The sequence below is a fragment of the Thioalkalivibrio sp. ALE14 genome (assembly GCF_000376845.1).
Taxonomy (GTDB): domain Bacteria; phylum Pseudomonadota; class Gammaproteobacteria; order Ectothiorhodospirales; family Ectothiorhodospiraceae; genus Thioalkalivibrio.
In genome coordinates, this window is sequence record NZ_AQXY01000031.1 from 161346 (window position 1) to 178854 (window position 17509).

Annotated in this window: 20 protein-coding genes and 1 pseudogene; 6 read left to right on the top strand and 15 right to left on the bottom strand. The window is 66.7% G+C overall.

The genetic code is table 11. The features are described 5' to 3' along the window. Window positions 1–7: 7 nt before the first annotated feature. The 4 genes from F572_RS0113625 to F572_RS0113640 all read right to left on the bottom strand — a co-directional run bounded on the left by F572_RS0113625 (window position 8) and on the right by F572_RS0113640 (window position 2690). Window positions 8–778: a DUF2063 domain-containing protein gene (locus F572_RS0113625; RefSeq protein WP_017942020.1), complete on the bottom strand. Its 771-nt coding sequence runs from the start codon at window positions 776–778 to the stop codon at window positions 8–10. Then, window positions 771–1655 (bottom strand): DUF692 domain-containing protein, encoded by an 885-nt coding sequence (locus F572_RS0113630; protein WP_017942021.1) that lies wholly within the window; start codon window positions 1653–1655, stop codon window positions 771–773. The genes F572_RS0113625 and F572_RS0113630 overlap by 8 nt, the downstream gene beginning before the upstream one ends. After that, window positions 1645–1995: a hypothetical protein gene (locus tag F572_RS0113635; RefSeq protein WP_017942022.1), complete on the bottom strand. Its 351-nt coding sequence runs from the start codon at window positions 1993–1995 to the stop codon at window positions 1645–1647. The genes F572_RS0113630 and F572_RS0113635 overlap by 11 nt, the downstream gene beginning before the upstream one ends. A 74-nt stretch (window positions 1996–2069) precedes the next feature. Beyond that, complete coding sequence (locus F572_RS0113640) at window positions 2070–2690, bottom strand: DoxX family protein (protein ID WP_017942023.1); 621 nt, start codon at window positions 2688–2690, stop codon at window positions 2070–2072. 193 nt (window positions 2691–2883) lie between these two features. Here F572_RS0113640 and F572_RS0113645 point away from each other — a divergent pair, with 193 nt between their 5' ends. Beyond that, window positions 2884–3810, top strand: a complete 927-nt coding sequence (locus tag F572_RS0113645) for an AraC family transcriptional regulator (protein ID WP_017942024.1) — start codon at window positions 2884–2886, stop codon at window positions 3808–3810. A gap of 19 nt (window positions 3811–3829) precedes the next feature. Here the strand turns inward: F572_RS0113645 and F572_RS0113650 are convergent, their stop codons facing one another. The 7 genes and pseudogenes from F572_RS0113650 to sdhC form a co-directional block, all read right to left on the bottom strand. Beyond that, entirely contained in the window at window positions 3830–4732 is a 903-nt protein-coding gene (locus F572_RS0113650; RefSeq protein WP_081602022.1) for a NifU family protein, read from the bottom strand. Between the two features lie 7 nt (window positions 4733–4739). Next, window positions 4740–4994 carry a succinate dehydrogenase assembly factor 2 gene (locus F572_RS0113655; protein WP_017942026.1) on the bottom strand — a complete coding sequence of 85 codons (255 nt, stop codon included), beginning with the start codon at window positions 4992–4994 and terminating at the stop codon, window positions 4740–4742. 136 nt (window positions 4995–5130) lie between these two features. Then, window positions 5131–5832: a succinate dehydrogenase iron-sulfur subunit gene (locus F572_RS0113660; protein ID WP_017942027.1), complete on the bottom strand. Its 702-nt coding sequence runs from the start codon at window positions 5830–5832 to the stop codon at window positions 5131–5133. Between the two features lie 56 nt (window positions 5833–5888). Continuing rightward, window positions 5889–6251 (bottom strand): annotated as a pseudogene (locus F572_RS14835) (TraR/DksA family transcriptional regulator). Window positions 6252–6483: 232 nt separating this feature from the next. Beyond that, entirely contained in the window at window positions 6484–8259 is a 1776-nt protein-coding gene (sdhA, locus tag F572_RS0113670; RefSeq protein ID WP_018158512.1) for a succinate dehydrogenase flavoprotein subunit, read from the bottom strand. A 10-nt stretch (window positions 8260–8269) separates the two neighbouring features. Continuing rightward, window positions 8270–8608 (bottom strand): succinate dehydrogenase, hydrophobic membrane anchor protein, encoded by a 339-nt coding sequence (gene sdhD, locus F572_RS0113675; RefSeq protein WP_017942031.1) that lies wholly within the window; start codon window positions 8606–8608, stop codon window positions 8270–8272. Beyond that, complete coding sequence (gene sdhC, locus F572_RS0113680; protein WP_017942032.1) at window positions 8605–8985, bottom strand: succinate dehydrogenase, cytochrome b556 subunit; 381 nt, start codon at window positions 8983–8985, stop codon at window positions 8605–8607. The genes sdhD and sdhC overlap by 4 nt, the downstream gene beginning before the upstream one ends. A 176-nt stretch (window positions 8986–9161) precedes the next feature. Between sdhC and F572_RS0113685 the strand changes: the two genes are divergently transcribed. Together F572_RS0113685 and F572_RS15825 are read left to right on the top strand one after the other, a co-directional pair. Continuing rightward, window positions 9162–10208 carry a folate-binding protein YgfZ gene (locus F572_RS0113685; RefSeq protein WP_017942033.1) on the top strand — a complete coding sequence of 349 codons (1047 nt, stop codon included), beginning with the start codon at window positions 9162–9164 and terminating at the stop codon, window positions 10206–10208. 3 nt (window positions 10209–10211) lie between these two features. Beyond that, window positions 10212–10376 (top strand): hypothetical protein, encoded by a 165-nt coding sequence (locus tag F572_RS15825; protein WP_017942034.1) that lies wholly within the window; start codon window positions 10212–10214, stop codon window positions 10374–10376. Window positions 10377–10438: 62 nt separating this feature from the next. Here F572_RS15825 and F572_RS0113695 read toward each other — a convergent pair whose 3' ends face one another. The 4 genes from F572_RS0113695 to F572_RS0113710 are packed head-to-tail and all read right to left on the bottom strand — an operon-like array spanning window position 10439 to window position 14032. Continuing rightward, a complete protein-coding gene (locus F572_RS0113695; RefSeq protein ID WP_017942035.1) occupies window positions 10439–11872 on the bottom strand; it encodes an FAD-dependent oxidoreductase in 1434 nt (477 codons plus the stop codon). Then, window positions 11872–12252 (bottom strand): DUF302 domain-containing protein, encoded by a 381-nt coding sequence (locus F572_RS0113700; RefSeq protein ID WP_017942036.1) that lies wholly within the window; start codon window positions 12250–12252, stop codon window positions 11872–11874. The genes F572_RS0113695 and F572_RS0113700 overlap by 1 nt, the downstream gene beginning before the upstream one ends. Before the next feature lie 58 nt (window positions 12253–12310). Then, window positions 12311–13450 carry an acyl-CoA dehydrogenase family protein gene (locus tag F572_RS0113705; RefSeq protein WP_017942037.1) on the bottom strand — a complete coding sequence of 380 codons (1140 nt, stop codon included), beginning with the start codon at window positions 13448–13450 and terminating at the stop codon, window positions 12311–12313. A 33-nt stretch (window positions 13451–13483) separates the two neighbouring features. Further along, window positions 13484–14032, bottom strand: a complete 549-nt coding sequence (locus F572_RS0113710; RefSeq protein ID WP_017942038.1) for an OsmC family protein — start codon at window positions 14030–14032, stop codon at window positions 13484–13486. A 413-nt stretch (window positions 14033–14445) separates the two neighbouring features. Between F572_RS0113710 and F572_RS0113720 the strand changes: the two genes are divergently transcribed. From F572_RS0113720 to F572_RS0113730, 3 genes are read left to right on the top strand one after another with little or no spacing between them, the layout of a single operon-like run. After that, the gene (locus tag F572_RS0113720; protein ID WP_017942040.1) at window positions 14446–15306 is read left to right on the top strand and encodes an ABC transporter ATP-binding protein; all 861 of its coding nucleotides are present in this window, start codon (window positions 14446–14448) and stop codon (window positions 15304–15306) included. Between the two features lie 43 nt (window positions 15307–15349). After that, the gene (locus F572_RS0113725) at window positions 15350–16633 is read left to right on the top strand and encodes an ABC transporter substrate-binding protein (protein WP_017942041.1); all 1284 of its coding nucleotides are present in this window, start codon (window positions 15350–15352) and stop codon (window positions 16631–16633) included. After that, entirely contained in the window at window positions 16630–17469 is an 840-nt protein-coding gene (locus F572_RS0113730; RefSeq protein WP_017942042.1) for an ABC transporter permease, read from the top strand. Before F572_RS0113725 ends, F572_RS0113730 begins: the two co-directional genes overlap by 4 nt. Window positions 17470–17509: the final 40 nt, after the last annotated feature.

Consider the following 17509-nt stretch of genomic DNA (forward strand, 5'->3'; position numbering starts at 1 on the left):
CTCTTTTTCAGGAAGACGCGCAGTCAAGCCGGGTCCCGGTGATGGCGCCCAGCCCGCGGTAGTGCTCCAGCAAATGGCGCCCACTGGCGACCAGTTCATCGGTGACCTCCAGCCCGAAATCGCCGGCCACCCGGCGAATCTGTTCGTCACCGGTCGCCGGCGTCTCGATCACCCGCCACAACAGGCGGGCGCCCAGCGGGTTCAGTTCGGCAAACCGCACTCGCTCTTCTCCGCTGCGGTACGCCAGAAGGTAGGTGGGCACCTCTCCGGGTTGTTCGGGCTGGAAATCGGGCCCGATCCGGTGTACCGGATACTCGTAGGCGAGTAGCCGCGCCGCAGCGGAAAACACCGGCACCTCGACCATCAGGTCGCCGTCCGGCGTCGCATCCGAAGGGTGCGCGGCATCCGCGTAGACCAGCTCGGTCTCCACCCGCTCGTAGTGGGCCAGCTCGGCCATAAAGGGGAGGTCGCCGGGCTGCGCCGAGCGTTCCTCCGCCAGATAACCCACGAACTCCGCCGCCAGCTGCGGGAAGTACGGGGTTTCGCTGCCATGATCGCGATAGAAATCGCGTACCAGTTGTTCCCAGGCGGCCGCCTCCATCAGCCCGCGCAGGACCGGGAAACCCTTGCCCAGCAGATTCGCCACGTTATTGAAAAACAGCCGCCGATAGATCGCCAGGCGCCGGCCCTCGATCCCCTGCGGAGCCGGATAGCGTTCCGGGTCGCGCAGGTGACGCGCGAAGGCCTCCTGCACCTTCTGGAAATCCGCCTCAGGCATGCAGGATCCGCTCCTCCTGGCCCGCGCGCGCCTGCAACTGCAGGTCCCGGATCCGGTCGGTCTCGGCCAGCAGTTCCTCCAGCGGCGGAAAGTTGAAGTCACGCTCGAGCAGGGTCGGAACCGGCCCGATGCGGGCATAGGTCGCCTCCAGCAGCGCCCAGACATCCGGGCAGATTGCCTGGCCGTGGGTGTCGACGCGCAGGTCCGGGGCCTCCTCCTCGTGCCCGGCGATATGCAGGTAGCGCACTCGCTCCAGCGGCATCGCATCCAGGAATTCAGTCGGCTCGTAGCCGTGGTTGATGCTGTTGACGACGATGTTGTTCACGTCGAGCAGGAGGTCGCAGTCGGCCTCTTCCAGCACCGCGCGCACGAAGCTGATCTCATCCAGCTCCGCCCCCACCGGCGTGTAATAGGAGACATTCTCCAGCGCCATCCGGCGCCCGAGGATTTCCTGCACCTGGCGCACGCGATCGGCCACGTAGTGCACCGCCTCCTCGGTAAACGGGATCGGCATCAGATCGTAGAGATGCCCCTGGGCGTCGCCACAGGCGGAGAGATGCTCGCTGTAGTCCTCGATCCCGTGGGTATCCAGGAACGCACGCAGGTCCTGCAGGAAGGTCTTGTCCAGCGGGCGCGGCCCGCCGATGTCGAGAGACAGCCCATGGCAGACAAAGGGCTGGGCCTCGGTGTATTCGCGAAAGATACGTCCCAGGCGTCCGCCCAGGTGCATCCAGTTTTCCGGCGCGGCCTCGAAGAACCCCAGGCGCTCCGTCGCCTCCGGGGCCTCGGCCAGCGGGCCCAGCAGGGCCCGCCGCAGACCGAGCCCGGCACCGCTGACGCGGGCCGGGTTGACGGGCCTGACGCTCCTAGCCGCCACAGGTCCCCTCGCCACAGGCGCCCTCGGAATCCTTGTCGTCGTTGCCGGAGCCGCCGCAAGTGCCCTCGCCACAGCTGCCTTCGCTGTCCTTGGTGTCACTCGCGCCGCCGCAGGTCCCTTCACCGCAGCTGCCTTCGTTGTCCTTGGTTTCGGCCGCCCCGCCGCAAGTACCTTCACCGCAGGCACCCTCGGCCAGCATGAGCGCCGACTGCCCGGACTGCTGGTACCCGTGATTCAGATCGGCCGATGCGAACACCGGACTGGTCGCCATGGCCATGCCGATTGCCGCGCTGCCGACGGCGCCGGCCAGGGTCTTGGTGGAAAACAGATCGTTCTTCATGGTCTTACTCCTCGTCTTGCGATTATGGATCCGCTGGACCCGTTGTGTAATGGCTGCTGAAACAGCTCTTGGAGTTATCCCCTGCTCATCATCCTCCGACGGATGTAATAGTCGATGCTGACATAGCGTCCCGCTCCCCAGAAGAACAGAACCAGCAGCATCACGAAAAAGGTCGCGGCCATCTCGATCCCGTTGTTCACGATCGCGAAGTTTCCGGTCTCGGTCAGCCAATTGTAGTTGCCGTGCTCCTGCAAAATGGACTTGGCGCGATCCAGGCGCATCTGTGCCGCCTCGATCCCGGAACAGTTGAACAGGCACATCATCGGATCGGAGATCCGTTGCCAGCCATGTTCAATATGTACGGTCAAGGCCGCCACGACCATCGTGATCATCAGCGGTATCGAGAACCAGCGCGTCGCCAGTCCGAGCAGCAGCGCGATGGCACCCAGGACCTCGGCATAGGCCGACAGCAGCACCATCAGGTAGGGGAACGGCATGCCCAGCCCCCAGTCGGCGTTGCCGTACCACATCACCACGTTCTCTTTCGGCAGCAGCCCGTCCAGCTTATTGGTCCCGGCCATCCAGAACACCGGGGCGAGATAGAGCCGCAACAGCAACGGCGCCAGAAAGTCCGCGCCACGCGTCCAGTCCAGCCAGCCCTGAGCCCGTACTGCCAGTGTCGCCATCATGCTCATCGTCCTGATCTCCATTCCGTCCTCGACTTGCTAACAAGCCTAGTCCCTTGCTCCCCAGGGGTCGCGGGGCAATCCGCCGGCATTTATGTCCGATCGTCCGGAGCCCATACCCCGGTGCGCGGGAACCCCGGAAAACCGGGACCAGAACGTTTAAGGTGAGCATCAACCGGTAACGGACAACGAGGATGGTTTGATGGACATCAGCCCCCACGAAGACGTGCTGTCGACGGTCCTGGCGGCCTACAACCTGCGCGCCCGCATCGACACCAATCCGCGCCTGTGCGGGGAGTGGCAGCTCAGTACGGCGGGCTCGGGCAATGCCAGCTTTCACCTGGTCGGGGAAGGCGGCTGCTATCTGCACATGGAGGACATCGCCCCCGTCTGGATGGAGGCCGGGGACCTGTTGCTGCTCCCGCACGACGACTGGCACCTGATGTCCAGTCGCGACACTGTCCCCGACCGCGACAACCATCTGACGCTGGTGGAAGGCGAGGATCCGCCGGACACTCCGGTGACCCAGCTCCTGTGCGGCCACTTCGAGTTCGACTCCGGCCGGCGCAACCCGATCCTGGCCGCCCTCCCGGGCCATATCATTATCCGCCGCCGCGAATCGGGCGAACGCCTGGCGCATCTGGCCGACCTGATGAACATCGAGCTCGCGGAGCGCTCCTCGGGCTACCGCCCCGTCCTGGACCGACTGGCCGACACCCTTTTCGTGATGGCTGTGCGCCACCACATCTGCTCGCAACGCGAACACTCGGAGGGATCCTTGATCGCCGCCCTGGCGGACGACCGCATCCGACGGGCACTGGATGCCCTGCATGCCCACCCGGAAGCGGCCTGGACCCTGGAAGGGCTGGCCAGCGAGGCGGCGATGTCGCGCAGCAGTTTCGCGGAGCGCTTTCACACCCTGGTCGGACAGACGCCCATCGACTACCTGACGCAGTGGCGCATGGTCCTGGCGGAGCGCCTGCTGCGCGACGGACGGGAGTCGGTCGCGGGCGTGATGGATGCGGTGGGGTATACCTCGGAGGCGGCCTTTCGCAAGGCCTTCAAGCGGGTACACGGGTTCGGGCCGGGGCGCATCCGGCAGCTGCTGCGCCGAATCGCCGCCGGGTGATCGGGAAGAAGCGCCTCGTTCAGAACGTATTGGCGACGCTGGCCACGCCCGGTGCGTGCGACCGGACCAGGCGCTCAACCACGTTCTTGAGATCCAGTGTCGAACGCGGACAACCGACACAGGCGCCCTTGAGCCGGACGCGCACGGTGCGACCGTCCAGTTCCACGAACTCGATGTCACCCCCGTCCTGCATCAGGATTCGCCGGGCCTCCTCGATCGCGGCGCGCACCGCATCCTCGTCGATCGGGCCGTCGGCCGGCACGTCCGCCGCCTCGCGTTGCGCATGGGTCTGGGCCCGATCCAGGCGCAGCGCGAGCTCCGGATCGAGTTCCTCGATCGCGTCCAGTTCCTCCTCGCTGTACACGTGATCGGGCTCGTCGCTCAGCAGATGCGACACGTCCACCATCACCTGCGCATTGTCGGGTCCAGCCATGTTCGGGCCTCCGGGTACTCGGCTTTTCGCCAGTATAGCAACGCCCCGCTCCACCCCCGCGCGAAGCCGCACCCGCCAGCCGGGATCCGCGACCTCGCGCGCCGGCGACCAGCGCAGACGCACGCGCAACCGGCGCAGGTCCTCGGCATCCATGCGCCCGGCGTGCAGCCACAGCCGCCAGACCTGTCCGCTGCCCTGCACCCGGACCACCAGCACCACGAGGCGTCGCAGCACCCGCGAGTCAGGCAGCACTTCGACCCAGTCCACCTGCTCCTGACGCAGGCCCTCGGCGGTGGCCAGCCAGGTCACGCCCTCGGGCGTCTGCCCCAGCCAGTCCCAGCCCGGCGGTCGCGACCGCCACTGCCACCACCACCCGGCCACGGCCAGACCGAAGACCGGAGCCAGCGTCCACAGCGGGCTGTACGCCAGCACATAGGCAACTACCAGGACGAGCAACAGGATCTGGCCCGCGAGCGCGAGCCGAGGCAGAAGCGGATCAGCCCGGATTCGAAGCCTGAGCGGCGGCGCGGATCGCCGGGACAAGGCGGGCTATCCCCTCGTCCACCGTGGTCTGGCGTCCCATAACCACGTCCAGCAGCACGTTGTCGGGGTAGTCGAGCAGGCGCTCGAAGGCATCGCGACCCTCCTGGTCCAGTTGCGCATATCCCTGCGCGAGAAACTGCCCGAGCAGCCAGTCGTTCTCCAGCATGCCGCGACGGCAGCGCCAACGTGTGCGGCTGTCGGGTTCCATCACCCAAACACCCGTCCAGGTCCCCCGTAGGAGCCTGCTCGCAGGCGAAGCCCCTGCCCACGTCCGACTTTGGCAGGGGCATTCGCCTGCAAGCAGGCTCCTACCGGGGTGGAACAACCTTTGGGGGTCGCGCCGATCACAGCGATTTCTTCAGCATCGTGCGGCGGATATCACTGATCGCCCGGCTCGGGTTCAGGCCCTTCGGGCACACCTGGGTGCAGTTCATGATGGTGTGGCAGCGGTAAAGCTTCCAGGCATCATCCAGCTGTGTCAGACGATGCTCCGTGGCCTCGTCGCGGCTGTCCTGGATAAAGCGCGCGGCCTGCAGCAAGGCCGCCGGGCCCAGAAACTTGTCCGGGTTCCACCAGTAGGACGGGCAGGCCGCGGAGCAGCAGCCGCAAAGGATGCACTCGTACAGGCCATCCAGTTGCTCACGATCCTCCGGGCTCTGCTTGCGCTCGACCTCGGGCTCGGGGCTGTCGTTGACCAGCCAGGGCTCGGCCTTGCGGTACTGCTCCCAGAAGTTGTCCATGTCCACGATCAGATCGCGGATTACCGGCATGCCCGGGAACGGCCGCAGCGTCACGGGTGCATCCAGGTCCGCCAGCGGGGTGATGCACGCCAGGCCATTGGTGCCGTTGATGTTCATGCCGTCGGAGCCGCAGACCCCGTGCTGGCAGGAGCGACGAAAGCCCAGTGAGTCATCCTGCTCCTTCAACAGCAACAGCGCATCCAGCAGCATCATCCCCGGCTCGACCTGGTCGTCGGGCAGGGTAAAGCGCTGCATCTTCGGCAGCGTGTCCGTCTCCGGGTTGAAGCGGTAGATCGAGAACTCCATCCGTATCTCCTGTCGGCGACCGCGGCCGCCTTGTCACACGCGTCGATAAGCTCCAATCAACCCTGTTCCTGCGCCTCGGCACAGGCAATGCAGCGCTCGGCCGACGGGTCGACCTCCAGCCGCGATTTCGCGATGGGTTCCAGGCAGTCGATGCACAGGCCACCCTCGCCCTCCTCCAGCCGCTTCAGCGCCCTCCGCGCACGGGCTCGCTGCGCCTCGCGACGCTGCTGGCTCGCCTTGGCCATTGCCTAACCCTGCAGCGCATCCATCCTCGAGAGCCGCCCGGTACGCTGCTGGTCCAGCTCCACGGTCGCACCGCCGTCGGCGCCGCCTTCCAGCGCGGCATCCAGCTCCGTCACCAGTGCCTCCAGCCGTTCGCGCAGCCACGCCTCGGGTACGGGTTCGGTGGGGTTGCTCATTGCTCGTCTCCCATTGGGCACAATGCCCATGGTTGAACGCGCGAGCTGCCATGCCCCCTGATGCGATTCGCTGCGCTCATCGGCATCCTGCGGCCTGTATTGACGCACCGCTGTCGTAGGGTGCGTTGACCATCGCGAAACGCACCGATCCCGGTGGGACCACCCACCTCGTGATGCGATTCGCTGCGCTCATCGGCATCCTACGATCCTTCCCTGCAGTCGCCTCGAGCCATCAATAGACGCGTTCCTTCGGGGGGAACGAGGCCACGGTGTTCGGCTGCGTCCGCACCGGCTTGTAGTCGAGGCTGTCGTCCGCCAGCGAGTACAGGCTGTGCTTGAGCCAGTGCTGGTCGTCCCGCTCGGGAAAGTCGATCCGCGAGTGCGCCCCGCGGCTCTCCTCGCGCCCCAGCGCGGAGCGGATCGTCGCGATCGCGCAGTCCATCAGGTTCTCCAGCTCCATCGCCTCCACCCGCGCGGTGTTGAAGGTGCTGGAGTGGTCCCCGATCACGGCATGATCGAGCCGCTCGCGCAGGGCGCGGACCTTCTCCACCCCCTCGCGCATCACCTCGTCGGTGCGGAATACCGAACAGTGGTCCTCCATCACCTTGCGCAGTTCGCGCTTGAGCGGCTCGATCTGCTCGGCCGAGCCATCGCCCGGATCCTTGCGGTCCCAGCGCGTGAGCCGGGCCATCGCCTGTTCCACGGCCGACTCGTCCAGCGGCCGGTGGTAACGGTTCTCGGCCAGGTACTCGAGGATGTGATTGGCCGCCGCGCGCCCGAACACCAGGATGTCCAGCAGGGAATTGCCGCCCAGGCGATTGGCCCCGTGCACCGAGACACAGGCCGTCTCGCCGGCCGCGTACAGCCCGGGGACCGGGTCCTCCGGCGTGTCCTTCTCCGGCGCCACCACCTGCCCGAAGCGATTGGTCGGGATGCCACCCATGCTGTAGTGGCAGGGGGGGAAGATCGGGATCGGCGCCTCGATCGGATCGACCCCGAGAAAGGTCATGCTCGTCTCGCGAATGCCCGGCAGGCGCTGCATGATCGTATCGGCCCCGAGATGGCGCAGGTCCAGCAGCACGTGGTCCGCATTGCGCCCGCAGCCGCGCCCCTCGCGCACCTCGGTAGCGATGGACCGGCTGACCACGTCGCGCGAGGCCAGGTCCTTCGCCCGCGGGGCGTAGCGCTCCATGAAACGCTCGCCCTCGGAGTTGATCAGGAACCCACCCTCGCCGCGGGCACCCTCGGTAATCAGCATCCCGCGCCCGGCGATGCCGGTCGGGTGGAACTGCACGAACTCCATGTCCTCCAGCGGCACCCCGGCGCGCAGGGCCATCGCCATGCCGTCACCGGTGTTGATCAGGGCATTGGTGGTGGTGCGGAACAGCTGCCCCGCCCCGCCCGTCGCGATCAGCGTGGTCTTGGCCTCGATGACGATGGGCTCGCCGGTCAGGATCTCGAACGCCAGTACGCCGAGCACATAGCCCTGCGCGTCGCGCAGCAGGTCCACCGCAAAGTACTCGTCGAAGAAGTGCGTTCGCGCACGCAGATTCTGCTGGTACAGCGAGTGCAGGATGGCGTGGCCGGTGCGGTCGGCCGCGGCACAGGTGCGCGCGGCCTGATCCTGGCCGAAATTCTGGCTCTGCCCGCCGAACGCCCGCTGGTAGATGTTGCCATTGTCCAGGCGCGAGAACGGCACGCCGAAGTGGTCCAGCTCGTAGACGACCTTGGGTGCCGCACGACACATGTACTCGATCGCGTCCTGGTCGCCCAGATAGTCCGAACCCTTCACGGTATCGAACATGTGCCAGTGCCAGGAGTCCGGCAGCACGTTGGCCAGCGCGGCGTTCACCCCGCCCTGCGCCGCCACCGTGTGCGAGCGCGTGGGGAAAACCTTGGACACCACCGCGACCTGGGCATCGCCGTTGGACAGCTGCAGGGCCGCGCGCAGGCCGGCGCCACCGGCCCCGATGATCAGGGCGTCGAACTTGCGTCGCGCCACGTTCATGCCAGTTCCTTCATGCGAGTCCCGCCCGAATCAGAATGAAGAAGGCCCACAGGCCCGTCACAAGAAGCCCGCCGGCCGCCAGTACAAGCACCGTGAGCCGCGTACCCGGCGCATGCACGTAGTCCATCACCACGTCGCGCAGCCCGATCCACGCGTGCAACAGCAACAACAAAACGAAAACGGCCGTCAGCAACCCGGTCAGCGGGTGCCCCATCACCGCCAGCCAGGCCGCATGGTCCGCTGGCGCGGCCAGTACGAAGAACCCGAGGGCGAAGATCACGTACACACCCACGTACGCCGCCGTGATGCGCTGCAGCAGCCAGGCGCGCTGTCCGCTCAGGAGCCTCACAGCACCAGCCCCAGCCACACCAGAACCGTGCCGAGGATCCCCGCGTAGAGGGCGTCGCGCGCCGTGCGCAGCGAGCCCTCGCGGTCCTCGCCGATACCGAATTCCATCAGCAGGTAGCGAATGCCGGCAAACAGGTGATGCAACAGCCACCACAGGCCCAGGGCCAGCGCGACCAGACCCGCCGGGTGATGGATGATCGCCACGACCTGTGCAAAGCCCTCGGGGCTGGCCAGCGAGCGGTCCAGCAGCCAAAGCAGCACAGGAATCGACAGAATCAGGAAGACACCGGTAATCCGGTGCAGAATAGAGACCACGGCATTCAGCGGCAGTCGGATCTTGCGCAAATCCAGAAAGACGGGACGTCCCTGCCGAGTCATGCCACCCCCTTGAACAGAGATAAAGAATCCAGGGCTGACACCCTGCAAATGGTTCGTCTACTATCGAGCCGCTTGGTTCAGCTTACCACCTCAAACCTTGGCCGTGCGCCCCGGACACCGATGCCGAATCGGCTCCGGCGGCGGACGGCAGCGAGCGCTTCCACGGGAGACTTCCGATGCGCGAAGACTGGAAAAACCACTTGATCGACGCCGGCGCCGAGTTCGAGGAGGACGACCTCCTGCACTACGGCAACCCGGAGCGCGAACGCCGCATGGCCGTTAACGGCGAGGTGATCTGCGACCTCTCCCATCGCGGCCTGCTGGAGGTGCGCGGCGACGATGCGACCGACTTCCTGCAGGGGCAGTTCGGCAATGACATCCACGCCGTGGATGCCAACCATAGCCAGATCTCCAGCTACTCCAGCCCCAAGGGACGCGCCTACGCCGTCTTCCGCGTGCTGCCCACCCAAGACGGCTATCTGCTGGAGATGCCCGCCGACCGGATCGAGCCGGTGGCCAAGCGCCTGCAGATGTTCGTCTTGCGAGCCAACGTCATCATCGAACAGGCCGGCGATTCACGCATCCACTTCGGCTTCTCCGGCCCGGATGCCGAGAAGGAGCTGAAAAGCGCCCTGGGTGCCTGCCCCGAAGCACCGGAAGAGGTCATCGAGAAGGGCGGCGTGACCATCGTCCGGGTGCGCGGGCTGCATCCGCGCTTTGAACTGTTCGGCGAGATCGACGCGATGCGCAAGGCCTGGGACAGCCTCAATGTCCACGCGGCCCCGGTGGGCCCGCGCGACTGGGCCCTGCTGGACATCCTCGCCGGCGTACCCACCGTGGTGGAGGAAACCACCGAGATGTTCGTCCCGCAGATGCTGAACCTGCACGCTCTCGGCGCGATCAGCTTCGAGAAGGGCTGCTACCCGGGTCAGGAGGTCGTGGCGCGCATGCACTACCTGGGCAAGCTCAAGCGGCGTATGTTCCGCCTGGCCATCCATGCCCAGACGCCGCCTCAGCCCGGCTCGCCGGTCTTTCGCGCGGACGGCAACCCCGACCAGTCCGACGGCGAGATCGTGGCCGCCGAGCTGCACCCGGACGGCCTCTACTCCGCCCTTGCGGTGGTACAGGTCAACGCCGCCGAGGGCGAACTGCGCTGGGGCGCGCGGGACGGTGCGAAGGCCGAGGTGGTCGAGCTCCCCTACGCGGTCCCGGAAGGAGCCTGACGCATGCGTTTCCTGTTCTTCTTTTTCGTCCTGATCCTGCTGGCGCTGTGGGCCGCCTTCTTCAGCCGCCCCGACAACCCCACGCTGTCCAACTGGCTCTACGTGCTGGCCGGCGTGCTGGCGGTGCTGTTCCTGATCGGCTATCTCCGGCTCGACGGCGTCATATAACCGCCCCGCCCGGCCGGCGTTACCACCGTCCGGGCCCGTGGCCCGGTGTCACGCGGGCCCAATCACGAAGCCAGACGTGTGCGGGTATCCGCCACCGGCCCGCCCAGGCGGGTCTCCAGCTCGCGCGCCCGCCGCGCATAACGCCCGGACAGGGCAAACCCGGCGAGCTGTCCAATGGCGTGATACTCCAGATGCCGGCCCTCGGCGTCGGACGCAATCTCGATCCACTCGCCACCACTCGTCTGCGGCGGACAGACATTCAGCGGCAGGCTGGCGGTCTTGACCTGCACCACCCCGGCATCCGGCCGGTACACCGTCGCCTCGCCCGCCAGGGTGCGCGCCAGCGCCGCTGCCTGGCCGCGCAGCGTCTCCACATACGGCCGTAGCCGGCCTTCGAACTCGCAACCATCCCCCAGGGCAAAGATCGTCGGATCGGTCGTACGCAGCAGCGCATCCACCTCGATCCCCTGGTGACAAGCCAGACCGATCCGCTCGGCCAGCTCGCGATTCGGTTCCAGGCCCAGGGCCGTGATCACGACCTCGGCCTCCAGTGACTCGCCACCGGCCAGGGCCAGGCGCTGCGTGCCCTCGGCAACCGGCTCGATCCGCTCGACCGTCGCCCCGGTATGCCACTGCACACCGTGGCCCGCGAGGGCCTGCACCAGGTCGTCCCCCAGCGGCGCCGGCAGCAGACCCGACAGCGGGCCCGGCGCGCACTCGACCAGATGCACCGGGTACCCCCCTGCGGCGAGGTCATCGGCCAGCTCGCAGCCCACCAGCCCCGCGCCGATGATGGCCACCCGTGTGTGGGCGGGTGAACCGTCACGGCCCTCGAGTGCCGTACGCAGGGCGCGATAATCCTCCAGCGTGTTCACCGCCAGCGGCGCCGGGGCCCCGCCCGGGAACGGAACCCGGCGCGGACGGGCACCGGTGGCCAGCACCAGCTGACCGTACGGCACCCCACCGCGCGCTGTAATGAGCCGTTGCTGCTCCCGATGGATATCCAGCACACGGACGAACGGCATCAGCTCGATGCCAAGCCGGGCGGCACGTGCCGGACCGCTCTCCTCGACCAGGTCCTCGACCGCCACACCGCGGGCGAAGGCGTTGGAGATACGCGGCTTGGTGTAATAGTCCCCGGAATCGGCGGTCAGCAGGCGGATCGTGCGCCGCGGATCCCGCTCGCGCAGGGCCTCGGCCAGGGCCCAGCCCGCCATGCCGCCACCGACGATCACCACCGCGTCCGGATCGGCCGCGCCGGCTCCGGCACTCCAGGCCATCGCGGCGGCACCGGCGTCCGCGGTCTCGGCGCGCGGCTCCAGCGCGGTGAAATCCGCCTTGGTCACATTACAGTCGGGGCAGTACCAGTCGTCGGGGATATCCTCGAAGCGGGTCCCAGGTGCCAGACCGGAATCCGGGTCGCCCTTGGCCTCGTCGTAGATATACCCGCAGACCTTGCAGATATAGCGCTTGAATTCGTCGGTTTCAGTGCTCATCACGCGACCTCCACGGCGTCGAGAATGGCCTTCAGCTTCGGGTCCAGCTCGGATCCGATGGCGTCCAGGTCGGGGTTGGCCCACGGCGCGAACACGTCCCGCGCGGAGCGCGTGCTGATACGCAGGACGCCGCCATCACCGGAGACGTGGATGCGCAGGGGGATGTCGATGCCGGCCGGCTTGCAGGCCTCCCAGACGCGCACCGCATAGCTCGGATGAAAAACCTCCAGGATCTGGTCGGTCGGGACTTCTACCCCGATCTTCGCGGCATTGGCCTGCCCATTGATGTGGGAGACCAGTTTGAGGCCCTGGGCATCGATCGCCTCCTTCAGGGTCGCGACCGCAGTCTCGGGATCCAGTCGTGTAATGGTTTCCAGCATGACGATTCCTTCGTTCGGCGAGGGGTCACGCGGACCCCGGCCGTGGGTGGTGAGGGTTTCAGTGCGCGTGGATCCGCGCCAGCTCCTTGCGCAGGTGCTTGATCGCCGGGGTCACGATGGCGACGAAGTAGGACTCGCGCAGCTTGCGCTGGGCCGCCGCGTTGGCGAGATACCCACGCGCACCGGCGTGCAGCAGCGCCGATTGCGAGGCCCGCAGCGAGAGCTCGGAACCGGTCAGGCGCATCTGCAGCACGTCCGCGAAGAAGCGCTCGGACTCGTCGAATGGCGTCTCCGAGAGGGCATAGCAAGCGGCACGACCATCCTCCAGTGCCTCTTCCAGCTCGCCCACCTGGTCATCCAGATAGCCATTCACATGGGCCAGCGTCTCGTTGGCCTCGCGCATGGTCTGGATGCACCCATCGATCAGCCCCAGCCCCATGCCCATCTGCAGAAGCACAAAGCCCGGACGGATGCGGCGGATGTATTCGGGCAACGAGTCCGCCAGTACGTGTTCATCCGGCACGAACACCCGGTCGAAATGGCAACCGAAGGTGCGCGAGCCCTCCAGGGCCGTGAACTCGGGACAGGCCGTCAGGCTGAAGCCCGGATCGGCGCAGTTGATGAGCGCCATCACCGGCCGCGGGTTCGCGCCGGTGGTCCGGAAGATCGCGCCGAAGTAGTGGTCCTCGCCCAGGTTGGATACCCAGGGGAGTGCACCGGAGACTACATAGCCGCCGTCCACACGTTCGGCGGACAGCTTAAGGTCCTCGATATTGGCGAACCATTTCATCGGGTTTGACAGCGCCGTGGCGCCCAGCGCCTCCGCATTGGCCAGCTTCGGCAGGGCGTCACGTTTCAGGGTGTCCGAGGCACTGTTCTCCACGTACCAGGCACAGGCGTTCTGGCACCAGGCGACAAAACCGGTGGTCATGCATTCGGCCGATATCACCTCGGTGGCTCGGATCGCCCCGGCGATGTCGGTGGTGCCGGTCGCATTCTGGCTGGCCAGGTGACGGTTGAAGGCGCCGAGGCGACCGGCCTCGCGCAGAAAGTCTTCGGGGTACAGGCCTTCGCGGTCGATACGGGCGGTCAGTGGTGCGAGGTCGCGTTCCACCAGCGCCTGCAGCGCGGCATCGGCATCCGCCGGCCCTGCGGCCGGCGACACCCCCGTCACGTCTTGAGTGCGGGTTTCAAGCATTGGATTCACTCCCTTCGGGATCCAGGGATCGGTTCAGGCCAGCTCGACGCTGACGTTGACCGGATTGCGCATGGTGTTGGCGACCGGCGACCAGAAGTCGGCGTGGGCGACCAGCTCCTTCAGCTGTTCCTCGCTGGCATCGCCTTCCAGGTGGGCCTTCACGCGAATATCGGAAAAGCCGAGATGCTTGTTCACGTCGGTATCCCCGACGCCCCAGACGGCGGTCACGTTGATATCGCCTTCCAGCGTCAGCTCGAGCTTGGTCAAGGTGATACCGCGGTCGATCGCGTTGGCATGCATCCCCACCGACAGGCAGGCGCCCAGGCTGGCCAGTACCGCCTCGGAGGGATTCGGCGCGGTGTCGTCCCCCAGCAGGTGCGGCGGTTCGTCGATCACGTGGGCGTCCAGATCGCGGACGTAAGTCAGGTTGCGGAACTTGCCCTCGCAGACCGTGGTGGCCTTCAGGGTCACGATGCTCTCGGGGTTGGCCTTGCCCTTGGCGGCCAGGCCGTTCAGGCCGTCCTGGTCGATCGGCTCCAGGCCGTTGATGGACAGGGAGGTGGTGGCTTCGGCTGCAGACATGATGATGCTCCTCGCGTTGGGATTCGTGGATCACCGGCATTCGGCCGGGTCGCCCATCCCAGTGCAGAAGCCGTGCCAGAACCGTGCAAACCGCACCAGCACGCCGTTTCCGGACGATTCGGTGGAATGCACCACCTCCCCCAACGGACAATCCGTCCACTTTGTCCGCTCCGGTCGGCCGGATTGTCCACTTTGTCCCGTGATCGCGGGGGGCGGGAAATTCCGGATCCGCGTTGCCGCTCTCTTCTCCTCCCACCGCATCCCGCTTCAGGACGCCGTTTCCGCACCATGGAGACGGAAATATCCAAGGTCCGACCGGGATTTGGCACGCCCCTTGTAAGGAACCTCCGTGAACGCGCCGCCGAAACACTGCACCCGGCGGCTCATGAACGAAGGATCAAGAGGGACACGCCATGGGCGCCGCCATCTCCATCGACTACATCACCCATCACTATCCCGGGCAGGAAGAGCCCACGCTGAAAGACATCGAGGTCAACGTCGCACCGGGCGAGACCGTGGCCCTGATCGGCCAGAGTGGCTGCGGCAAGTCGACCCTGCTGCACATGCTCGCGGGCCTGTTGATCCCCAGCGACGGCTGCGTACGCATTAATGGCCATCAGGTCATCAAGCCGAGCCCGCGCTGGAACATGATGTTCCAGAAGCCCTCGCTCTACCCCTGGATGACCGTGCGCAAGAATGCCTCGCTGGGCCTGATCTTCCAGGGCCGCAAGCGCGACATGCGCGAGCGCATCGATCAGCTGCTCGAGACGGTCGGCCTGACCGACAAGGCCGAAGTCAACGTGCAGTCCCTCTCCGGCGGGCAGCAGCAACGCGTTGCCCTGGCGCGCAGCCTGGCCACCGACCCCGAGCTGCTGCTGCTCGATGAACCGTTTTCCGCCCTAGATGCCTTCACCCGGGTGGCCCTGCAAGACGAGGTCACCCGTCTCGCCCGCGAGCGTGGCATCTCCGTGGTCTTCGTCACCCACGACATCGAAGAGGCCGTCGCCATGGCCGACCGCGTGCTGGTCATGGGCTCCAATCCGGGCACGATCACGGCCGAGCTCCGCATCGACATCGACCACCCGCGCGACCGCAACAGCCAGCCCTTTGTCGACCGCAAGGCCGAACTGATGGGCTACTTCGGGGCCACCCGAACCCCGGCGGCCGACCCCGAACCGGCCGGCTCCGAACCCCCGTCACCTGAAGCCGAGAGCGAAATCCAGGCGGCCGACCCGGCCGCAACCGAATCCCGGGCGCGCGTACGCGCTGCCTGAACCTCCGCCCCCACTACCCGACCCCGACCGAGGAACCGCCACCATGTGCAACTGCGACAACCACCACGACATCGACCGCGAGCTGGACAGCCTGCTGGATCGCAGCTTTTCCCGCCGCAACTTCCTGCGCACCGCCGCCGTGGGCGGGCTGGCCGGCACCGGACTGGCCCTGCCGGGCTCGCTGTTCGGCGCCGAGCCCGGCAGCCTCGGCGAGCCCGAGGCTGCCACCCGCGACTTCGACGGGGTCGTACGCATCGGCTACATCCCGATCACCGACGCGGCCGCGTTGCTGGTCGCCCACTCCGAGGGTTACTTCGAGGACGAAGGGCTGGAGGTCGCCGATCCGACCCTGATCCGCGGCTGGTCGCCGCTGATCGAGTCCTTCGCCGCCAACCGCTTCAACCTGGTGCACCTGCTCAAGCCCATCCCCCTGTGGATGCGCTACCAGAACGACTTCCCGGTGAAGATCATGTCCTGGGCCCACACGAACGGCTCGGCGGTGGTCACCGGACGTCACGTCGACGTGCAGAGCTTCGCCGATCTCGGCGGCAAGAGCGTGGCCGTCCCCTATTGGTACTCGATGCACAACGTGGTCATGCAGATGGCCCTGCGCGATGCCGGCCTGACGCCGGTGATCCGCGATCAGGGCTCGGCCCTGGAGGCGCACGAGGTCAACCTGATGATCATGCCGCCGCCGGACATGCCGCCGGCGCTGGCCGCCCGTTCCATCGATGCCTACATCGTGGCCGAGCCCTTCAACGCCGCCGGCGAACTGCTGGCACGCGGCAACGTGCTGCGCTTTACCGGCGATATCTGGAAGAATCACCCCTGCTGTGTGGTCTGCATGAACGAGCGCCTGACCAACCGCGAGCCGGAGTGGACGCAGAAGGTGATGAACGCGGTGGTCCGCGCCCAGGGCACGATCCAGGAAGACAAGAAGAGTGTCGCCACCATGCTCTCGCGCGATGGCAAGGGCTACCTGCCGATGCCCGCCAACGTGGTGGAACGCGCAATGACCAACTATCACGATGACAGCACCTACGCCGACAGCGGCGCGATCCGTCACCCCGAATGGGAGAACGGGCGCATCGACTTCTCGCCCTGGCCCTACCCGTCCGCCACCAAGATGCTGGTCGGCGCGATGAACGAGACGCTGGTCGGTGGCGACACCACGTTCCTCGCCGGCCTGGACCCGGACTTCGTGAGTGATGACCTGGTGAACTACGACTTCGTGCGCAAGGCGATGGAGACGCATACCGCGTGGCAGGGAGCCCCGGGCGTGGACATGGATTCGCCGTTCGCCCGCGAGGAGGTGGTGGCCCTATGAACCGCGAAGCCACCCTATCCATCGACACCGGGACCGTGGAGCGGCTGATGCCGCTCCTGCGGTTCGCGGACCGCACACGCCGGGCGCTGCAATACCCGTTGCTGGGCATCGCCGGCCTGTTCGCCCTGTGGTACTGGGGCGGCTGGGCCATCGCCAATAACGAGGACACGATGGCCTTCGCGAGCTTCGCTCCGGGGCCCACGCTGGCGGCCTTCTGGGACATCGTCAGCTCCGGCGCCGTATGGTCGCCGATCGAATCCAGCCTGTACCGCGTGGGCTGGGGTCTGGGCTACGCCATCGCCATCGGTGTGCCGCTGGGTGTGATGATCGGTTACTTCCTGACCCTGAAGCAGGTCACCCACGTACCCTTCCAGTTCCTGCGGATGATCTCGCCGCTGGCCTGGATGCCGATCGCGGTGCTGGCCTTCGCCACCTGGGACGCGGCCATCATCTTCCTCATCGCCATCGCCGCCGTCTGGCCGATCACCTACGCCACCGCGCACGGTGTGCAGCGCATCGACCCCATGTGGCTGAAGGTCGGCAACAACCTGGGCGCCAACCCGTACCACACCCTGCGCTACATCGTGATGCCCGCGATCGCCCAGGATGTGTTCGCCGGGATCCGCCTGGCGGTGGGTGTGGCCTGGATCGTGCTGGTGCCGGCCGAGTACCTGGGCGTGACCTCGGGGCTGGGCTACGCGATCAACGATGCCCGCGACACCCTGGAGTACGACAAGCTGGCCGCCTTCGTGCTGGTGATCGGCATCATCGGCTACATGCTCGACGCCATCTGCGTACGCCTGATCAAACGCAGCAGCTACCACGCCGAGGGATAACACACACCGGCCCGGCCACCCCGGCCGGGCCACTTCCCTC

What these genes read in the sequence shown, in the direction of transcription:
- sdhA (WP_018158512.1), bottom strand. Translation starts at nt 8,259, where the DNA reads ATGAACGTGGCGCGACGCAAGTTCGACGCCCTGATCATCGGGGCCGGT.
- F572_RS0113695 (WP_017942035.1), bottom strand. Translation starts at nt 11,872, where the DNA reads ATGAGCACTGAAACCGACGAATTCAAGCGCTATATCTGCAAGGTCTGC.
- F572_RS0113625 (WP_017942020.1), bottom strand. Translation starts at nt 778, where the DNA reads ATGCCTGAGGCGGATTTCCAGAAGGTGCAGGAGGCCTTCGCGCGTCAC.
- F572_RS0113645 (WP_017942024.1), top strand. Translation starts at nt 2,884, where the DNA reads ATGGACATCAGCCCCCACGAAGACGTGCTGTCGACGGTCCTGGCGGCC.
- F572_RS0113640 (WP_017942023.1), bottom strand. Translation starts at nt 2,690, where the DNA reads ATGAGCATGATGGCGACACTGGCAGTACGGGCTCAGGGCTGGCTGGAC.
- F572_RS0113635 (WP_017942022.1), bottom strand. Translation starts at nt 1,995, where the DNA reads ATGAAGAACGATCTGTTTTCCACCAAGACCCTGGCCGGCGCCGTCGGC.
- F572_RS0113700 (WP_017942036.1), bottom strand. Translation starts at nt 12,252, where the DNA reads ATGCTGGAAACCATTACACGACTGGATCCCGAGACTGCGGTCGCGACC.
- sdhC (WP_017942032.1), bottom strand. Translation starts at nt 8,985, where the DNA reads ATGACTCGGCAGGGACGTCCCGTCTTTCTGGATTTGCGCAAGATCCGA.
- F572_RS0113660 (WP_017942027.1), bottom strand. Translation starts at nt 5,832, where the DNA reads ATGGAGTTCTCGATCTACCGCTTCAACCCGGAGACGGACACGCTGCCG.
- F572_RS0113725 (WP_017942041.1), top strand. Translation starts at nt 15,350, where the DNA reads ATGTGCAACTGCGACAACCACCACGACATCGACCGCGAGCTGGACAGC.
- F572_RS0113685 (WP_017942033.1), top strand. Translation starts at nt 9,162, where the DNA reads ATGCGCGAAGACTGGAAAAACCACTTGATCGACGCCGGCGCCGAGTTC.
- F572_RS0113710 (WP_017942038.1), bottom strand. Translation starts at nt 14,032, where the DNA reads ATGTCTGCAGCCGAAGCCACCACCTCCCTGTCCATCAACGGCCTGGAG.
- F572_RS15825 (WP_017942034.1), top strand. Translation starts at nt 10,212, where the DNA reads ATGCGTTTCCTGTTCTTCTTTTTCGTCCTGATCCTGCTGGCGCTGTGG.
- F572_RS0113730 (WP_017942042.1), top strand. Translation starts at nt 16,630, where the DNA reads ATGAACCGCGAAGCCACCCTATCCATCGACACCGGGACCGTGGAGCGG.
- F572_RS0113705 (WP_017942037.1), bottom strand. Translation starts at nt 13,450, where the DNA reads ATGCTTGAAACCCGCACTCAAGACGTGACGGGGGTGTCGCCGGCCGCA.
- F572_RS0113655 (WP_017942026.1), bottom strand. Translation starts at nt 4,994, where the DNA reads ATGGAACCCGACAGCCGCACACGTTGGCGCTGCCGTCGCGGCATGCTG.
- F572_RS0113720 (WP_017942040.1), top strand. Translation starts at nt 14,446, where the DNA reads ATGGGCGCCGCCATCTCCATCGACTACATCACCCATCACTATCCCGGG.